Source organism: Intrasporangium sp., from assembly GCF_035280925.1.
In the GTDB taxonomy this organism is placed as follows: domain Bacteria; phylum Actinomycetota; class Actinomycetes; order Actinomycetales; family Dermatophilaceae; genus Intrasporangium.
This window is the reverse complement of record NZ_DATEEY010000206.1, coordinates 1-16,298: the sequence shown is the minus strand read 5'-3', so window position 1 is coordinate 16,298 and position 16,298 is coordinate 1. Positions and strand designations below refer to the sequence as shown.

The following is a 16,298-nucleotide window of genomic DNA, read 5'->3' as shown; positions in this document are numbered from 1 at the left end:
CGTCCCAGGGCGGGGCCCAGAGCAGAAGGTCCAGGAACCTCATGAGCGCATTCATCCAGTACACGCTGCAGGGCCTCGCAGCCGGCGGGTTCTACGCCCTGTCCGCCCTCGGCCTCGCGGTGATCTTCGGCGTCCTCGGCGTCGTGAACTTCTCCCACGGCGCCTGCTACATGCTCGGGGCCGTGCTCTCGGCCGTGCTGCTCGCCGAGCTCAACGTCAACTTCTGGCTCGCGATCGTCATCGTGCCGATCCTCATGTTCGCCTTCGGGGTGCTCATGGAGCGCGCGCTGGTCCGCTGGCTGCTAGATCTCGACCCGCTCTACAACTTCCTGCTCACCTTCGGCCTGGCCCTCGTGATGGTCGAGGCGGTCAAGCAGCGCTACGGCGTCTCGGGGCTGCCCTACCAGGTGCCCCCGGGTCTCGGCGGGCAGGTGAGTGTCGGCAGCCTGAGCCTGCCCACCTACGCCATCTTCGCGTGCCTCTTCTCGGTCGCGGTCTGCGTGGGCGTCGGCCTGCTCCTGACGCGAACCCGCATCGGGATGATCGTGCGGGCCGCGACCGAGGCGCCCGAGCGCACCCGGGCCCTGGGCATCAACGTCGGGCGCTGGGTCACCCCGGTCTTCGGTTTCGGCATCGCCCTCGCCGGCCTGGCCGGCGTCCTCGCGGCTCCCACGCGGGCCATCACCGCCGAGATGGGCAGCAACTTCATCATCATCCTGTTCGCCGTGGTCGTCATCGGCGGCCTCGGGTCGATCCTCGGGGCGGTCGTCGCCGGGTTCCTCGTCGGACTCGTCGAGGCCTACGGAGTCGCCTACGCCCCCGCCTACGCCCAGATCGTCATCTTCATCCTGATGGCGCTCGTCATCCTCGTTCGGCCCGCTGGCCTGTTCGGACGGGAGGAGATCGCATGACCGCCGACCAACAGCTCACCGCCCGGTCCGACATCGACCTCGCCAAGCCGTCGATCCTGTCGCGCCGCAGCCCTTGGCGCTACGTCATGCTCCTCGTGGGCCTCGCGGTTCTCGTGCTGCTGCCGTACCAGATCTACCCGCCCGTGGCGATGGACATCCTCTGCTGGGGACTGTTCGCCATCAGCGTCGACCTGCTGCTCGGCTTCACCGGCCTGCTCAGCTTCGGCCACGCCGCGTTCTGGGGTGGATCGGCCTATGCCACCGGCATCATCGCGATCAACACCGGCTGGCCCTTCCCGCTCGCCGTCCTCGGAGGCGCCGTCTTCGCCATGGCCATCGCCGTGCCGATCGGCTACCTGTCGGTGCGGCGGACCGGCATCTACTTCGCGATGGTGACCTTGGCCTTCGCGCAGATGCTGTACTTCATCGTCAACCAGTGGCGTGATGTGACGGGCGGAGAGAACGGCCTCCAGGGCATCCCGAAGAACTTCTTCGGGATCGAGTCCGTCGAGTCCGACTCGTTCTACTTCTACTACGCCGGCGCCGCCGTCATCGTCATCGGCATCTTCATCGCCTGGCGCGTCGTCAACTCCCCGTTCGGCCGGGTCCTCACCGCGATCCGCGACAATCCCGCCCGCGCCCGGGCGCTCGGGTACAACGTCGAGAAGTACAAGATCGTCGTCTTCGTCATCTCCGCCGGCCTGGCGGGCCTGGCCGGGGGTGTCTTCTCGATCAGCCACGGGTTCGCCTCGCTGCAGGAGGTCGCCTGGACGACGTCCGGAAAGGTCGTGCTCATCACCGTCCTCGGTGGGATCGGGACGCTCTGGGGTGGCCTGGTCGGCGCGGGCGTCGTCGTCTATCTCGAGGACTACCTCGCGTCCGCCGGAGTCACCGGCATCGCGATGATCACCGGTGCCATCTTCGTGCTCATCGTCCTCCTCTTCCGCCACGGCATCTGGGGGACGGCCCGCAACCTCATCCGCGAGCAGGTCATCGCGCGCCGCAGCCGCCCTCGCCCCTGAACCTCGACGCGACGTCCAAGGCGTCCATGCGGGACCAACGACAGTGAGCGCCCGACGTCCCCGTCGGGTGCTCACCGTCGTTGCCACTCCCTCCGTCGGCGGGCCGGAGGGCGTTCGGGAGCGCGCCGACCGGCCCATAGACTGGCCCCCATGTCCACACTCTCCCGTGCCGACGTCGCCCACCTCGCGGGGCTGGCTCGGATCGACCTCTCGGACGCCGAGCTGGACCGGATGGTCGGCGAGCTGTCGGTGATCCTCGAGTCGGTCGCCAAGGTTCAGCAGGCCCCCATCGAGGACGCCCCTCCGATGTCGCACCCCATGCCGCTCATCAACGTGACCCGACCCGACGTGGTCCGGCCCGGGCTCACCCCCGAGGAGGCGCTGTCGGGGGCGCCGGAGCAGGAGCTCGGGCGCTTCGCGGTCCCGCGCATCCTCGACGAGGCCTGACGCGTCCGCACGGCGACCCCGAGGGCTTGGCTGGGCCAGCCACCGACCAACCGCACGTATGACGCCCAGCTGGCCCAGCGGCATACGGCATCATTTCGTGAACTCCCTGATGGATGAAGGCAACTGACGTGACAACTGACCTGACTCGCGCCTCCGCTGCGGAGCTCGCCGAAGCGCTGGCGAGCAAGACGATCTCTTCCGTCGAGGTGACCCAGGCGCATCTCGACCGGATCGTGGCCGTCGACGAGCAGGTGCACGCCTTCCTCCACGTCAATGCCGAGGGGGCGCTCGCGACGGCTCGCGCGATCGACGAGCGGCGCGCGGCGGGGGAGAGCCTGCCCACGCTCGCCGGCGTGCCGATCGCGGTCAAGGACGTCATGGCGACCAAGGGCCTGCCGACGACCTGCGGCAGCCGGATCCTCGACGGCTGGATCCCGCCGTACGACGCGACCGTGGTGCGCCACCTCAAGGACGCGGGCATGCCGATCCTTGGCAAGACCAACATGGACGAGTTCGCGATGGGGTCCTCCACCGAGCACTCCGCCTACGGTCCGTCCCGCAACCCGTGGGACCTCGAGCGCATTCCCGGCGGCTCAGGAGGCGGATCGAGCGCCGTCGTGGCCTCGTTCCAGGCGCCGCTCGCCACCGGCACCGACACCGGCGGTTCGATCCGCCAGCCGGCCGCCGTCACCGGGACGGTGGGGACGAAGCCGACCTACGGGGGCGTTTCACGCTACGGCCTCGTCGCGCTCGCCAGCAGCCTCGACCAGGCGGGCCCCTGCGCGCGGACCGTGCTGGACGCGGCCCTGCTCCACGTCGTCATGGGTGGGCACGACCCGCTGGACTCCACCTCGATCGACGCCCCGGTGCCGCCGGTCGTCGAGGCGGCCCGCCGCGCCGACGTCAAGGGGATGCGGATCGGAGTCGTGAAGGAGCTCGGTGGCGAGGGCTACCAGCCGGGGGTGCGCGCCCGCTTCGAGGAGTCGGTGGCGCTGCTCGTCGAGCAGGGTGCCGAGGTCGTTGAGGTGAGCTGTCCCAACTTCGACTACGCGTTGGCCGCCTACTACCTCATCCTGCCGAGTGAGGCCTCGAGCAACCTGGCCAAGTTCGACGCGATGCGCTACGGCCTGCGGGTCCTGCCCGAGGGGGTCGACGCCCCCACTGCCGAGCAGGTCATGGCGGTGACGCGCGACGCCGGCTTCGGCGACGAGGTCAAGCGCCGGATCATCCTCGGCACGTACGCCCTGAGCTCGGGTTACTACGACGCCTACTACGGCTCGGCGCAGAAGGTGCGCACGCTCATCGCACAGGACTTCGAGCGCGCCTACGAACAGGTCGACGTCCTCGTCAGCCCCACGGCGCCGACGACGGCGTTTCGCCTCGGTGACAAGCTCGACGACCCAATGGCCATGTACCTCAACGACATCGCGACGATCCCCGCGAACCTCGCTGGGGTGCCCGGGATGTCGATTCCGTCCGGTCTCGCGGAGGAGGACGGCCTGCCGACCGGGATCCAGGTCCTCGCGCCGGCCACGAAGGACGAGCGCCTCTACACCGTCGGCGCCGCGCTCGAGCAGGCCCTGCTCGAGCGGTGGGGCGCCCCGATCCTGTCCAAGGCACCCGAGCTCGCCGGCAGCGTCGTCGCCGGTGCCCGTGCGGCCGTGAAGGGAGCCTGAGATGTCCGTGACCTCCGCTGCGGTCGACGTCGTTCTCGACTACGACGAGGCGATCGCGAGGTTCGACCCCGTCATGGGGCTCGAGGTCCACGTCGAGCTGCACACCGCCACGAAGATGTTCTGCGGGTGCCCGACGGCCTTCGGCGCAGAGCCGAACTCGCAGGTGTGCCCGGTGTGCCTCGGCCTGCCCGGCGCCCTGCCCGTCGTCAACGAGAAGGCCGTCGAGTCGGCGATGCGGATCGGCTTGGCACTGAACTGCGAGATCGCCGAGTGGTGCCGCTTCGCCCGGAAGAACTACTTCTACCCGGACATGCCGAAGAACTTCCAGACGTCGCAGTACGACGAGCCGATCGCCTTCAACGGATGGCTCGACGTCGAGGTCGACAGTGGCACAGACGGAGCCGGTGGCACCGAGGTGTTCCGGGTCGAGATCGAGCGCGCCCACATGGAGGAGGACACGGGCAAGTCGCTCCACGTCGGCGGCGCGACCGGGCGCATCCACGGCGCCGACTACTCGCTCGTCGACTACAACCGCGCCGGGATTCCGCTCATCGAGATCGTCACCAAGCCGATCGTCGGTGCGGGGGAGCGGGCGCCGGAGGTGGCGCGCGCCTACGTCTCGGCCCTGCGGGACCTGATGCGCGCCCTCGACGTCAGCGACGTCAAGATGGAGCAGGGGTCGATGCGCTGCGACGCCAACGTGTCGTTGCGCCCGCGGTCGGGTGCCGACCCACGCGGCGAGGCGCAGCTCGCAGTCCCGCTCGGGACGCGCACCGAGACGAAGAACGTCAACTCGCTCCGCTCGGTCGAGCGCGCGGTGCGCTATGAGATCTCGCGTCAGGCGGCGATCCTCGCATCGGGCGGCTCCATCCTGCAGGAGACCCGCCACTGGCATGAGGACACCGGCATCACGACCTCCGGCCGGGTCAAGTCAGACGCTGACGACTACCGCTACTTCCCGGAGCCGGACCTCGTGCCCGTGGCCCCGAGCCGCGAGACGGTGGGAGCTCTGGGCGAGACGCTGCCGGAGCCGCCGGGCCAGCGGCGCAAGCGCCTCCAGGCCGAGTGGGGTTACAGCGACCTCGAGATGCGCGATGTCGTCAACGCCGGCGCGGTCGGGCTGATCGAGGAGACGGTCGCTGCGGGGGCCAGCGCTGCCGCCGCCAGGAAGTGGTGGCTGGGTGAGCCGTCGCGGCGCGCCAACGCGGTGGGCCAGGACATCGCGACGTATGCCGCTGGGCTGGGCTTCACTCCAGCGCACGTCGCCGAGCTGGACCGTCTCGTGACGAGCGGGCGCCTCAACGACTCGATGGCGCGCCAGGTGCTCGACGGCGTCCTCGCCGGTGAGGGCACCCCGACGCAGGTCGCCGACGCTCGCGGACTCGAGCTGGTCCAGGACGACGATGCGCTCGAGGCGGCCGTGGACCAGGTCATCGCTGCGAACCCGGACATCGTCGCGAAGATCCGCGACGGCAAGGTGCAGGCGGCGGGGGCCCTGATCGGCCAGGTGATGAAGGAGCTGAAGGGGCAGGCCGACGCGGGCAAGGCGCGCGAGCTCATCCTGGCCCGACTGACGTGAGGTCACCCTGTCAAGAGTGAGATTGGTCACGACGGCAGCACAGCGCCGGCGGGTCGTGCCCGGCAGCCCGCCTAGGCTCGGGGCTCGTGACGACGACGCACTCCTTGACTGAGCCGCTGCCCGACCGGTCGACCGAGCCCTCCCTGCCGGTCGCCTCCGCCGACGAGCACCACGAGGAGTGGTCCGAGCGCCAGGCCCTCGCAGAGGCGATGATCCCGATCATCGGGCGGCTCTACCGCCAGAACAACGTCGTGACGTCGATCTACGGACGTCGGCTCATCAACGAGTCCGCCATCCACCTGATCAAGGCACACCGCTTCGCCCGGCGGATCGACGACGTGGAGCTCGACCTGCATGACACCCTGCCCGTTCTGCAGGCCCTCGCGGCAGTCGATCCCGGCGCCGCCTCGGTGGACCTGGCCCGGCTGACCAGGAAGTACAAGCAGGACGGTGGCGACGCCGACCTGACGGAGTGGGTGCGCGCGGAGCTCGGCGAGGTGGCCGGCCGCAAGGGAGCGACCGGACGCGAGGATGGTGACGGCCGGCGTGGGACGGATGTCGTGCTCTACGGCTTCGGCCGGATCGGGCGCCTGCTCGCACGGATCCTCATTGCCCACACAGGCAGGGGCGACGGCCTCAACCTGCGGGCGATCGTCGTGCGCAAGGGGAGCGACAACGACCTGATGAAGCGGGCCAGCCTGCTGCGCCGCGACTCGGTGCACGGGTCGTTCCAGGGGACGATCACCGTCGACGAGGACGCCAACACCATCCTCGCCAACGGCACCCGCATCCAGGTCATCTACTCGGACGACCCCGCCACCGTGGACTACAGCGCCCACGGCATCAAGGATGCGATCGTCGTCGACAACACCGGCCGGTGGCGCGACCGTGCCGGCCTGTCGCAGCACCTCCAGTGCCAAGGAGTCTCGCGGGTGCTGCTCACCGCGCCGGGCAAGGGCGACCTGCCCAACATCGTCGCGGGGATCAACGAGCACCTGATCGGCTCCGGTGCAGCCGGCGACGAGACCATTCTCTCGGCGGCCTCGTGCACCACGAACGCGATCGTGCCGGTCCTCAAGGCGGTCAGCGACGAGTACGGCATCGTCGGCGGCCACGTCGAGACGGTGCACTCGTTCACGAACGACCAGAACCTCATCGACAACTTCCACAAGGGCGAGCGTCGTGGCCGCTCCGCCGCGCTCAACATGGTGCTGACCGAGACCGGCGCGGCGAAGGCCGTGGCCAAGGCCCTCCCCGAGCTGGAGGGCAAGCTGACGGGCAACTCGATCCGTGTGCCCACCCCTGACGTCTCGATGGCGATCCTCAACCTCACGCTCAAGCGGCCGACGTCGCCGGGGGAGATCAACACCTTCCTGCGTCGCACCTCGCTGCACTCGCCGTTGCACAAGCAGCTCGACTACATCGACAGCCCGGAGGTCGTGTCGACGGACTTCGTCGGCTCCCAGTACGCGGGGATCGTCGATGGCCGTGCAACGATCACGGCGGACGACCGTGTCGTGCTCTACGTCTGGTACGACAACGAGTTCGGCTACAGCTGCCAGGTCGTCCGGGTGCTGGAGAGCATGGCGCGGGTCCACCCGCCGGCCTTCCCGCGCGTGTGACCGTCAGGGAGCAACCCCCGACCGTCTAGCGGCGACCGCCGCCGAGCAGACCGCCGAGCAGGCCGCCGAGCAGGTCCCCGCCGCCGGAGCCGCCGAGGATTCCGCCGAGGACGTCCTGGATCGGGTTCGACGCGTCCTGCTGCGCAGGTGCGCCTGCCCCGGCCGGTTGCTGCGTCGGTGCGCTCTGCGCGCCCTGTCCTCCCGGGAAGAGCGGGCCCGAGTCCACCCGACTGGGCCCCGGACCGGATGACGCGTCACCGCCGGGCATTCCGCGCATGCCGCCCTGCTGGCTCATTCTCTTTGCGAGCCAGGACAACACGAGCGGGGCGAGGACCGGCAGCAGCTTCTTGACCAGGGTGCCCGTCGTGCCGCCACCCAGGCCGCCCAGCTGGTTCACCACCTGGTCGGTGTTGTCCCCGAAGATGTTGCCCACGATCTTCTGGCCGTCGTCGACATCGACCTCGGCGAGGTCGCGCGGCACGCCTCCTTGGTGATCGGCCAGGGCGTTCATGATCGAGCCGGCACCGGCAGGGTCCCCGGCGTTGGCCTGCAGCCCCCCGAGCAGGGCGGGCAGGGCCTGCCTGGCCGCCTCCCGAACCTCGGCCTCCGAGACGCCGTACTGGCCCGCGAGCTGCCCGACCGGCACGTAGTCCAGGATCTCGTCGTACTGTGCCATGCGTACCTCCTTGGTGTGTCACGGCCTTGCGCCGTGCTTTCGACTGTGCCACCGGCAGCCTCGTCGGCCGGGTGGAGCTCAACCCGCTCCAACGTCGGAGAGGGGCACCGAGATGAGCTTGTCGTCCGAGACGTTGCTCGTCGTCAGCCAGAGTCGACCGCCCACGAACAGGACGTCGCGGATGCGGCCATAGGTACCGTGCAGCTTGCGCTGCGGCTCCCCGACCGTCCCGTTGGCCTGAATCGGCACGCGCCAGACGGACTGTCCGCGCAGAGCCGCCATGTAGACCGCCCCGTCAGGGCCGATGGCGATGCCGCTCGGCGACAGGTCGGCTGTGGGCCACTGGGCCACCGGATCGACGAAGTCGTCGTCGCCCGCCTTGCCCTCGACCTCGGGCCAGCCGTAGTTGCTGCCGGGCTCGATGAGGTTGAGCTCGTCCCACGTCTGGGCGCCGAACTCGCTCGCCCACATCCGGCCCGCGTCGTCCCAGGCGAGGCCCTGGACGTTCCGGTGCCCGTAGCTCCAGATCGGCGAGCCGCCGAAAGGGTTGCCGGGGGCCGGGTCTCCCTCCGGTGTGATGCGCAGGATCTTGCCGCCGAGGGACTGGCGGTTCTGCGACAGTGACGTGTCCCCGGCCTCGCCGGTGCCGACGTAGAGGTAGCCATCAGGCCCAAACGCGATCCGGCCACCGTTGTGGTTGTGGCCGCGTGGAATTCCCTCGAAGACAACCTCCGGCTCGCCGATGCGGTCACCTCGCCACGGCACCGCGGCGATCCGGTTGTCGCTGTCGGTCGAGTAGTAGGCGTAGAACACCGGGTTGACCCCGAAGTCCTTCGGGACCGCGAGGCCGAGCAGGCCACCCTCGCCGCTCGTCCGCTCGATCGGAAGCTGACCGACGACGCGGGGCTCGCCTCCGGCCCCCGGCGCCGGGACCTGGTAGACGTCTCCGGTGTTGCGCTCGCTCACGAGGGCCGACCCGTCCGGCAGCAGGGCAACCGACCAGGCCACCTCCAGGCCGTCGAGCAGGGTCGTCGCGGGGCCGGTCTGGACGGGGGATGGCGTCGTCGTCGCCGTGTCGGTCGGGGCTGGCTCAGGGCTGGTCGTCGTGCCGCCAACCGCAGCGGACGTGGTGGAGATCCGGGCCGGAGACGTCTCCGAGTCGGAGTCAGGAAGGTCGGCCGTGCACGCTGCGAGTCCCAGCAGTGGCGCCGTGACCCAGATGACCAGCCGACGAGTGCGCATGCGGGGGGTGGGCGGCATACCTCATTCTGTCCCATGCGATCGCCGTGAACCGGTTTGCGCCACCACCTCTGTCGGCGCGACGGATCGGTGGCTCCATCACCGCGCGCGGCGGGCCACCTTGTCGGCCAGCCAGGCGTGCTCGTCGGGGTGCAGCACCCCGGCATCGAGGACCTGTCGCGCTGCCTCCCGGTCGCCCATCGCCGCCCTGAAGCTGAGCAGGAGGTCGATCTCGTGGTCCGGCCGCTCGACCTCGATCGCCACGCCGGACCGGACCAGGCCCGGCTGGACGACGGACAGGTATGCGCCGGTGCGGCCCTCGGCGCTGAACCGCTTGACCCACTGGGGAACCGCCATGTGCCCCGCGAAGGTGGCGCAGGGGATCCGGGGTACCTCGACACTGAGGACGACGTCGCCGAGCCGCCAGACCTCCCCGATGCGCGCGTGGGTCGTGTCGACGCCGACGGTGGTGAGGTTCTCGCCGAACGCGCCGGGCGCGATCGGCCGGCCGAGCTCCCCCTCCCACCACTGCTGGTCCTCGCGGGCGTAGGCATACACCGCCTGCAGGGATCCACCGTGATGCCTGCGGTCCCCGATCTCGTCCCCGACGAGGCCGCTGCCGAGGCCGCCCCGCTTGGGGCCGGGATCCCGCACCTCGACGAGCGTGTCCTCCGGCAGCTGTTCCTTGGCGATGCCCGTCGTCGGGCCACTTGCGTAGGGGCGGACGACACCCTTTCCGAGGTTGATGGACATGACGTGTGGCCGGCTCACCGGGTGAGCCTACCGTCACGCCAGGTCGTAGGTTGGGGCCCATGAGCACCGTTGGCCCCGTCGTCGTGGGCGTCCCAGAGGAGGCGTATGCCGCCGGGCTGGCTGACGTCGTGGGCGTGGAGCCGGTCGTATGGGACCTTTCCCACGCACATGGGCGCGAGGCTGAGTTCCGACTCGTCGTGCCTCCGTACATGGGACCTCCGCCCCGAGTGGAGCGCTTCCGCGATCTGCCCGCGCTCGAGGTGGTCCAGCTGCTCTCGGCCGGCTACGAGACCGTCCTCGACCGCATACCTCCAGGCGTGGCGCTGTGCAACGGCGCGGGGATCCACGACGCGAGCACGGCGGAGCTTGCCCTCACCCTCACCCTGGCCTCCGAGCGCGACCTCGCCACGCACCTGCTCGCGCAGTCGAGCTCGTCCTGGGCCCCACCCCGGATGTGGCGCGCCCTCGCGGACAAGCGGGTCCTCGTCGTGGGCTACGGCCGGATCGGCCATGCGATCGTCAGGCGGCTGCTGCCGTTCGAGGTGGAGGTCACGGTCGTCGCCTCCCGGGCGAGGGGCGGTGACGACCTGGTCGACGCCGTGCACGGCATCGACGAGCTCCCCGCCCTCGCGCGCACCGCCGACGTCCTCATCCTCGTCGTCCCGCTCACCGACTCGACGCGCGGGCTCGTCGACGCCGACCTGCTGGCCCGGCTGCCGAACGACGCCCTCGTCGTCAACGTGGCGCGCGGTCCGATCGTCGACACCGATGCCCTGGTTGCAGAGTGCTCCTCCGGCCGGCTCCGCGCGGCGCTCGACGTCACCCACCCCGAGCCCCTTCCGGCCGACCACCCACTGTGGAGGGCTCCGGGGGTCATCATCACCCCACATGTCGGAGGAGCGACCTCGGCGATGGCACCGCGAGCGCTCGCCCTCCTGCGCCGCCAGGTCGAGGCGCTGCGAGACGGCCGGCCACTCGACAACGTCGTCAAGCCAGCCACCTCCGTCAGCCGCTGACCAGAGACGCCAACCGGCTTCGCGTCTGCGCCTCCCTATCTTCTCGCCGAGTGTGCAGTCCTCCTTCTCGTCGAGTGTGCAGTCCGCGCCGGCGCCCGGATGGGGAACCCGTGCGCGAGGTGCACACTCGACTGGAAGCGGACCGGCGTCGCGCGTGCGCCTCCCTCCTTCTCGTCGAGTGCAGTCCTCCTTCTCGTCGAGTGTGCAGCCCGGCTTCTCGTCGAGTGTGCAGTCCGCGTCGGCGCCCGGATGGGGAACCCCGGCGCGAAGTGCACACTCGACGAAGACGGGCGGGGACGGGAGCCGGGCCAGCGGCATACCGCAACGGGTAATGCCTTGTGGGCTGTCCGAGCCATAGTGGACACTGTGAACATGGCTGAGACGATCGTGGCAGTCGGGACGCGGAAGGGCCTCTGGATCGCCCGAAGCGCCGACCGGCAGGAGTGGTCCGTCGAGGGTCCGCACTTCCTCATGAGCGAGGTGGCCTCGGTCGCGTTCGACACCCGCGCCGGGCGTCGATCGGTGCTGGCCGGGGTGAAGTCGTGGCACTGGGGCCCGACGGTGCAGGTGAGCGAGGACGCGGGCCGCACGTGGAGCGAGAGCGCTGATCGTGCGCTCGCTTTCCCGAGCGACACGGACACCGCTCTCGAGCGGGTCTGGCAGCTCACCCCTGATCCCAACGACGACGACGTCGTGTGGGCCGGTGTCGAGCCGCACGCCCTCTTCCGGAGCGCGGACCGGGGGGAGCGGTTCGAGCTCGTGCGCGGCCTGTGGGACCACCCGCACCGGCCCACGTGGGAACCGGGCTTCGGCGGTGGCGCCGTCCACACGATCGTCCCCGAGCCCGGACGGCCCGAGCGGATGCTCGTCGCGATGAGCGCGGGCGGGGTGTACCGCTCGCAGGATGCTGGGGAGACGTGGGCGCCGAGCAACCCGGGGATCCGCGCGTACTTCCTGCCCGACAACGAGTACCCCGAGTACGGCCAGTGCGTGCACAAGGTCGCGCGTGGAGCGGACGGCGAGCTCTTCGCCCAGAACCACAAGGGCGTCTACCGGTCCGGCGACGGCGGCGCCACCTGGGAGTCGATCGCGGACGGACTGCCGACCGACTTCGGCTTCACGATCCTGGCCCATCCACGCCGTCCCGGAGTGATCTGGAACGTGCCGGTCCAGGACGACGGTGAGCGGATCCCGCCGGCGGCCCAGCTGCAGGTGCAGCGGTCGGACGACTCGGGCGGCAGCTGGCGCACCCAGACGGTGGGACTCCCGGACCACAGCTACACCTGTGTGCTGCGCGACGCTGCCGGTCTCGATGGCGGCGATCCGGTGGGCCTCTACTTCGGCACCCGTAACGGGGACGTCTTCGCCTCCGCCGACGAGGGTGAGACGTTCAGCCGCATCGTGACCCAGCTGCCCGACGTGCTCGTCGTGCGAGCCGCCAGTGTGGAGTGATGTCGAGTGACGCGGCCAGTGGACCAGGTGATTCCGGTGTCGACCACTCCCGTGCGGGTCATCCTGCCCGGCCTCCTGCGTGACCTCGTCGGCGGGGTCGCCGAGATCGAGGTTGCTTCAGCCGACGGCGGCCAGACCGTCGGCCAGCTGCTCGACCGTGCGTTCACCGAGTACCGGGTCCTCGACGGCAAGGTCCGCGACGAGCGCGGCCGGATCCGCCCGCACGTCAAGGTCTTCGTCAACGGGCAGGACGCCACGCGCGGCGAGGGGCTCGCCACCGTCGTGCCGGCCGGCGCACGGGTCCACATCATCAACGCCGTGTCCGGAGGGTGACGCAGCCTTGATGTGGACCGAGCGGGTTGCCTTCCGGGGCTGACAACGCCGGAACAGGCGGGCATGCTCGAAACATGAGCAGCGCAGCGCGAGAGAAGACCCTCATCCTCATGCGTCACTCGAAGGCCGAGCAGAGCCCGGGCAAGGTGGACCATGACCGCGAGCTCACCGAACGGGGCCGCCGGGACGCGAATGCGGCCGGCGCGTGGCTCAAGGAGCAGGGCCTCGTGCCCGACCTCGTCATCTGCTCGACCTCGCGGCGCACCCGACAGACCTGGGAGGCGGCGTGCAGGGGCGGCGCTCACACAGAGTTCGTCGAGTACCGCAAGAGCGTCTACACCGGTGGCATCGATGACACGCTCGAGACGATCCGCGAGGACGCCGGCGAGACGGCATCGGTCCTCGTCATCGGACACAACCCCACGATCGCGCAGCTGACCAGCCTGCTCAGCGAGGGAGATGGGTCGCGGCAGGCCCATGAGGCGCTCGCGGACGGCTTCGGCACGAGTGGAGTCGCTGTCCTCCGTTACGCGGGTGAGTGGGCCGACCTCGACGTCGGCAGCTGCCAGCTCAAGCGCTTTCACCTGAGCCGCGGCTGACTCCGCGACGAGAGGGCGGCAGGGCCGCAGGGCTGGGACGGTGCCCGCGGCCGGGAGCGAGCTCAGCGGCATACGGCATCTGAGATGACGTGTCCACCCAGCGGACACGGTCCTATGCTTCGGTCCATGACGCAAACGCCGGACATCAAGCCACGCAGCCGCGACGTCACCGACGGTCTGGAGAAGACCGCGGCGCGAGGGATGCTCCGGGCGGTGGGGCTCTCCGACGACGACTTCGCCAAGCCGCAGATCGGTGTTGCCAGCTCCTGGAACGAGATCACGCCGTGCAATCTTTCCCTCGACCGGCTCGCGAAGGCCGTCAAGGACGGCGTGCACGCCGGCGGGGGCTACCCGCTCGAGTTCGGGACGATCTCGGTCTCCGACGGCATCTCCATGGGCCACGAGGGAATGCACTTCTCGCTGGTCTCGCGCGAGATCATCGCCGACTCCGTCGAGACCGTCATGAACGCCGAGCGTCTCGATGGCTCAGTGCTCCTCGCCGGATGCGACAAGTCGCTTCCCGGCATGCTCATGGCGGCGGCACGCCTCGACCTCGCGTCCGTCTTCCTCTATGCCGGCACGATCCTGCCCGGCATCGCCAAGCTCTCGGACGGCACGGAGAAGGAGGTCACGATCATCGACGCGTTCGAGGCGGTCGGTGCCTGCGCCGCGGGCCTCATGCCGCGCGAGGACGTCGACGCGATCGAGCGGGCGATCTGTCCCGGCGAGGGCGCGTGCGGCGGCTTCTACACGGCCAACACCATGGCGGCCGTCGCCGAGGCGATCGGGATGTCGCTCCCTGGCTCCGCTGCGCCGCCGGCCACGGACCGGCGCCGGGACGCCTATGCCCGCAAGTCGGGGGAGGCCGTCGTGGGCCTGCTCCGCAAGGGCATCACGGCGCGGCAGGTCATGACGAAGGAGGCGTTCGAGAACGCGATCGCCGTCGTCATGGCCTTCGGCGGCTCGACCAACGCGGTACTGCACCTGCTCGCCATCGCACACGAGGCCGAGGTCGACCTGACGATCGGCGACTTCCAGCGCATCGGCAAGAAGGTGCCGCACCTGGCCGACGTCAAGCCGTTCGGCGCCTTCGTCATGAAGGACATCGACCACATCGGCGGCATCCCCGTCGTGATGAAGACGCTGCTCGACGCCGACCTGCTCCACGGCGACGCGCTGACCGTGACCGGCAGGACGATCGCCGAGAACCTGGACGAGATCAAGCCACCGCACATCGACGGGCGCGTCATCCGCGAGATGTCGCGGCCGATTCACAAGACGGGGGGCCTGACGATCCTCACCGGCTCGCTCGCGCCGGAGGGTGCCGTGGTGAAGTCCGCGGGTTTCGACGAGGACGTCTTCGAGGGGATGGCGCGCGTCTTCGACGGCGAGCGGGGCGCGATGGACGCGGTCGAGCAGGGCATCCTCGAGAAGGGCGACGTCGTCGTCATCCGCTATGAGGGTCCCAAGGGCGGGCCCGGTATGCGCGAGATGCTCGCCGTGACCGGTGCGATCAAGGGGGCGGGGCTCGGCAAGGACGTCCTTCTGCTGACCGACGGGCGGTTCTCCGGTGGGACGACCGGGCTGTGCGTCGGACATGTCGCCCCGGAGGCCGTCGACGACGGGCCGATCGCCTTCGTCCGGGACGGTGACCGGATCCGGCTCGACGTCGCGAACGGCACGCTCGACCTGCTCGTCGACGAGACCGAGCTCGGGCGTCGGCGCGCCGAAGGGGTCGTGCACCCCGAGCCGAGGTACACCCGAGGCGTGCTCGCGAAGTACCGCAGACTCGTTGGTAGCGCGAGCCGCGGCGCCGTCTGCGACTGAGCCCGCCTCAGGCCCACGTCCTCGGCAACACACCGAGCACAAGCAAACACACCGGGATCCGATCCCGGTGTGTTCGCGATTGCTCGGTGTGCTGCGGTGACGGGAGCGGAGCGGGACACGGCCAGGCGCACCCGTTATGGTCCATTGTCCCGCGGCGGTTCGTCGTCACCGCTCTCCGGACGTGTCGATGGCCCAGTGGCGCCAGGTGGAGGTCACCTCCATCCCGACCTTCTCGTAGAGGCTCAGGGCGCCGGTCCGGGAGTCGGTGGACAGCTCGGACCGCGGCGCTCCATGCACCCGCGCCTCCTCGAAGGAGTCGACGAGCAGCGCACGGGCGAGGCCTCGGTGCCGCTGGTCGCGGCGCACGGCGAGCCGGCTGACGTAGCCGCACTCACCGGCGAGCTGGAGGATCGACGACCCGACGACCTCGCCGGACGGGTCGATCATGAGCCTCAGGTGCCAAGGCTCGAAGCCCGGGCGCAGCACGATCTGGGCCGCGAAGTCGGCATAGGTCTCGCGCTCTCGTTCTGACCACTCGAGGAAGGCGTCCTCGACGACCTCGTGGGCCCTGCGGTAGTCCGCCTCGCCCTCGGCCGGCCGGATCGAGTAGCCCTCGGGGATCGGCTGCGGCACGATCTGCTTGCCCTCGGGCATCGCCAGCACCCATGAGGTCCAGAGGACCTCGTACCCGAGGGCGCGCAGGAGCCGCTCGTTCGGCGAGCCGTCTGGCGCGGGCATCCCGACGAGTCCGGCGCCATCGCGCCTGCTCAGCCGCTGCGTCCAGCGGGCAAGGGCGGTTCCGATACCCCGGCCCCGGTGGTCGGCCGCGACGGCCGCGTCGGCATACCGGCCGCGGTAGACCTCCGCGTACCCCACCAGGGTCTCTCGCCCGTCATGGGTGTCGAAGACACCGATGCTCTGGGTGGCGAGGTCGAAGCTCGGGCGCTGCCAGTCGCTGACGATGTCGGCCTCCTCGATGGCGACCTCGCCGATCGTCTCCAGCTCCCCGGCGGCCATGAGCTCGAAGACGGATCGGGCCTCGGCCATGGTGAGCGGCCTCACGGTGTAGTCCGTCAGCCCCAGGTCATTGATGTCGAGCTGAGTGTTGCTCATGGGTTCCCTCCCCGGTCATGGCGGTGCTGGGGG

Annotated in this window: 15 protein-coding genes; 11 read left to right on the top strand and 4 right to left on the bottom strand. The window is 70.0% G+C overall.

The window, feature by feature from the left end; translation table 11 throughout:
- Window positions 1-41 precede the first annotated feature (41 nt).
- The 6 genes from VJN29_RS18355 to VJN29_RS18330 all read left to right on the top strand — a co-directional run bounded on the left by VJN29_RS18355 (window position 42) and on the right by VJN29_RS18330 (window position 7,257).
- Entirely contained in the window at window positions 42-911 is an 870-nt protein-coding gene (locus VJN29_RS18355; protein ID WP_324145084.1) for a branched-chain amino acid ABC transporter permease, read from the top strand.
- Window positions 908-1,933: a branched-chain amino acid ABC transporter permease gene (locus VJN29_RS18350; RefSeq protein WP_324145083.1), complete on the top strand. Its 1,026-nt coding sequence runs from the start codon at window positions 908-910 to the stop codon at window positions 1,931-1,933. Before VJN29_RS18355 ends, VJN29_RS18350 begins: the two co-directional genes overlap by 4 nt.
- A 150-nt stretch (window positions 1,934-2,083) precedes the next feature.
- Window positions 2,084-2,380, top strand: coding sequence for an Asp-tRNA(Asn)/Glu-tRNA(Gln) amidotransferase subunit GatC (gene gatC, locus VJN29_RS18345; protein WP_324145082.1), 297 nt, complete (start codon window positions 2,084-2,086; stop codon window positions 2,378-2,380).
- 113 nt (window positions 2,381-2,493) lie between these two features.
- Window positions 2,494-4,056 carry an Asp-tRNA(Asn)/Glu-tRNA(Gln) amidotransferase subunit GatA gene (gene gatA, locus VJN29_RS18340; protein WP_324145081.1) on the top strand — a complete coding sequence of 521 codons (1,563 nt, stop codon included), beginning with the start codon at window positions 2,494-2,496 and terminating at the stop codon, window positions 4,054-4,056.
- A gap of 1 nt (window position 4,057) precedes the next feature.
- Window positions 4,058-5,635, top strand: a complete 1,578-nt coding sequence (gene gatB, locus VJN29_RS18335; RefSeq protein ID WP_324145080.1) for an Asp-tRNA(Asn)/Glu-tRNA(Gln) amidotransferase subunit GatB — start codon at window positions 4,058-4,060, stop codon at window positions 5,633-5,635.
- A gap of 143 nt (window positions 5,636-5,778) precedes the next feature.
- Window positions 5,779-7,257: a glyceraldehyde-3-phosphate dehydrogenase gene (locus VJN29_RS18330; RefSeq protein ID WP_324145117.1), complete on the top strand. Its 1,479-nt coding sequence runs from the start codon at window positions 5,779-5,781 to the stop codon at window positions 7,255-7,257.
- A 25-nt stretch (window positions 7,258-7,282) separates the two neighbouring features.
- Here the strand turns inward: VJN29_RS18330 and VJN29_RS18325 are convergent, their stop codons facing one another.
- The 3 genes from VJN29_RS18325 to VJN29_RS18315 form a co-directional block, all read right to left on the bottom strand.
- Window positions 7,283-7,933 carry a DUF937 domain-containing protein gene (locus VJN29_RS18325; protein ID WP_324145079.1) on the bottom strand — a complete coding sequence of 217 codons (651 nt, stop codon included), beginning with the start codon at window positions 7,931-7,933 and terminating at the stop codon, window positions 7,283-7,285.
- A 78-nt stretch (window positions 7,934-8,011) separates the two neighbouring features.
- Window positions 8,012-9,193 (bottom strand): PQQ-dependent sugar dehydrogenase, encoded by a 1,182-nt coding sequence (locus VJN29_RS18320; protein WP_324145078.1) that lies wholly within the window; start codon window positions 9,191-9,193, stop codon window positions 8,012-8,014.
- A gap of 78 nt (window positions 9,194-9,271) precedes the next feature.
- The gene (locus VJN29_RS18315) at window positions 9,272-9,943 is read right to left on the bottom strand and encodes an MOSC domain-containing protein (protein ID WP_324145077.1); all 672 of its coding nucleotides are present in this window, start codon (window positions 9,941-9,943) and stop codon (window positions 9,272-9,274) included.
- Between the two features lie 41 nt (window positions 9,944-9,984).
- On the opposite strand from VJN29_RS18315, the gene VJN29_RS18310 reads away from it, so the two are divergent.
- The 5 genes from VJN29_RS18310 (at window position 9,985) to ilvD (ending at window position 15,152) form a co-directional block, all read left to right on the top strand.
- Complete coding sequence (locus VJN29_RS18310; protein ID WP_324145076.1) at window positions 9,985-10,941, top strand: 2-hydroxyacid dehydrogenase; 957 nt, start codon at window positions 9,985-9,987, stop codon at window positions 10,939-10,941.
- Window positions 10,942-11,313: 372 nt separating this feature from the next.
- Complete coding sequence (locus VJN29_RS18305; RefSeq protein ID WP_324145075.1) at window positions 11,314-12,393, top strand: sialidase family protein; 1,080 nt, start codon at window positions 11,314-11,316, stop codon at window positions 12,391-12,393.
- Window positions 12,394-12,429: 36 nt separating this feature from the next.
- On the top strand, window positions 12,430-12,726 hold the full coding sequence (locus tag VJN29_RS18300; protein WP_324145074.1) for a MoaD/ThiS family protein: 297 nt from the start codon (window positions 12,430-12,432) through the stop codon (window positions 12,724-12,726).
- 74 nt (window positions 12,727-12,800) lie between these two features.
- Window positions 12,801-13,325: a histidine phosphatase family protein gene (locus VJN29_RS18295; RefSeq protein WP_324145073.1), complete on the top strand. Its 525-nt coding sequence runs from the start codon at window positions 12,801-12,803 to the stop codon at window positions 13,323-13,325.
- 126 nt (window positions 13,326-13,451) lie between these two features.
- Window positions 13,452-15,152, top strand: a complete 1,701-nt coding sequence (gene ilvD / locus VJN29_RS18290) for a dihydroxy-acid dehydratase (RefSeq protein WP_324145072.1) — start codon at window positions 13,452-13,454, stop codon at window positions 15,150-15,152.
- Between the two features lie 165 nt (window positions 15,153-15,317).
- Here ilvD and VJN29_RS18285 read toward each other — a convergent pair whose 3' ends face one another.
- Window positions 15,318-16,265 carry a GNAT family N-acetyltransferase gene (locus tag VJN29_RS18285; protein WP_324145071.1) on the bottom strand — a complete coding sequence of 316 codons (948 nt, stop codon included), beginning with the start codon at window positions 16,263-16,265 and terminating at the stop codon, window positions 15,318-15,320.
- Window positions 16,266-16,298: the final 33 nt, after the last annotated feature.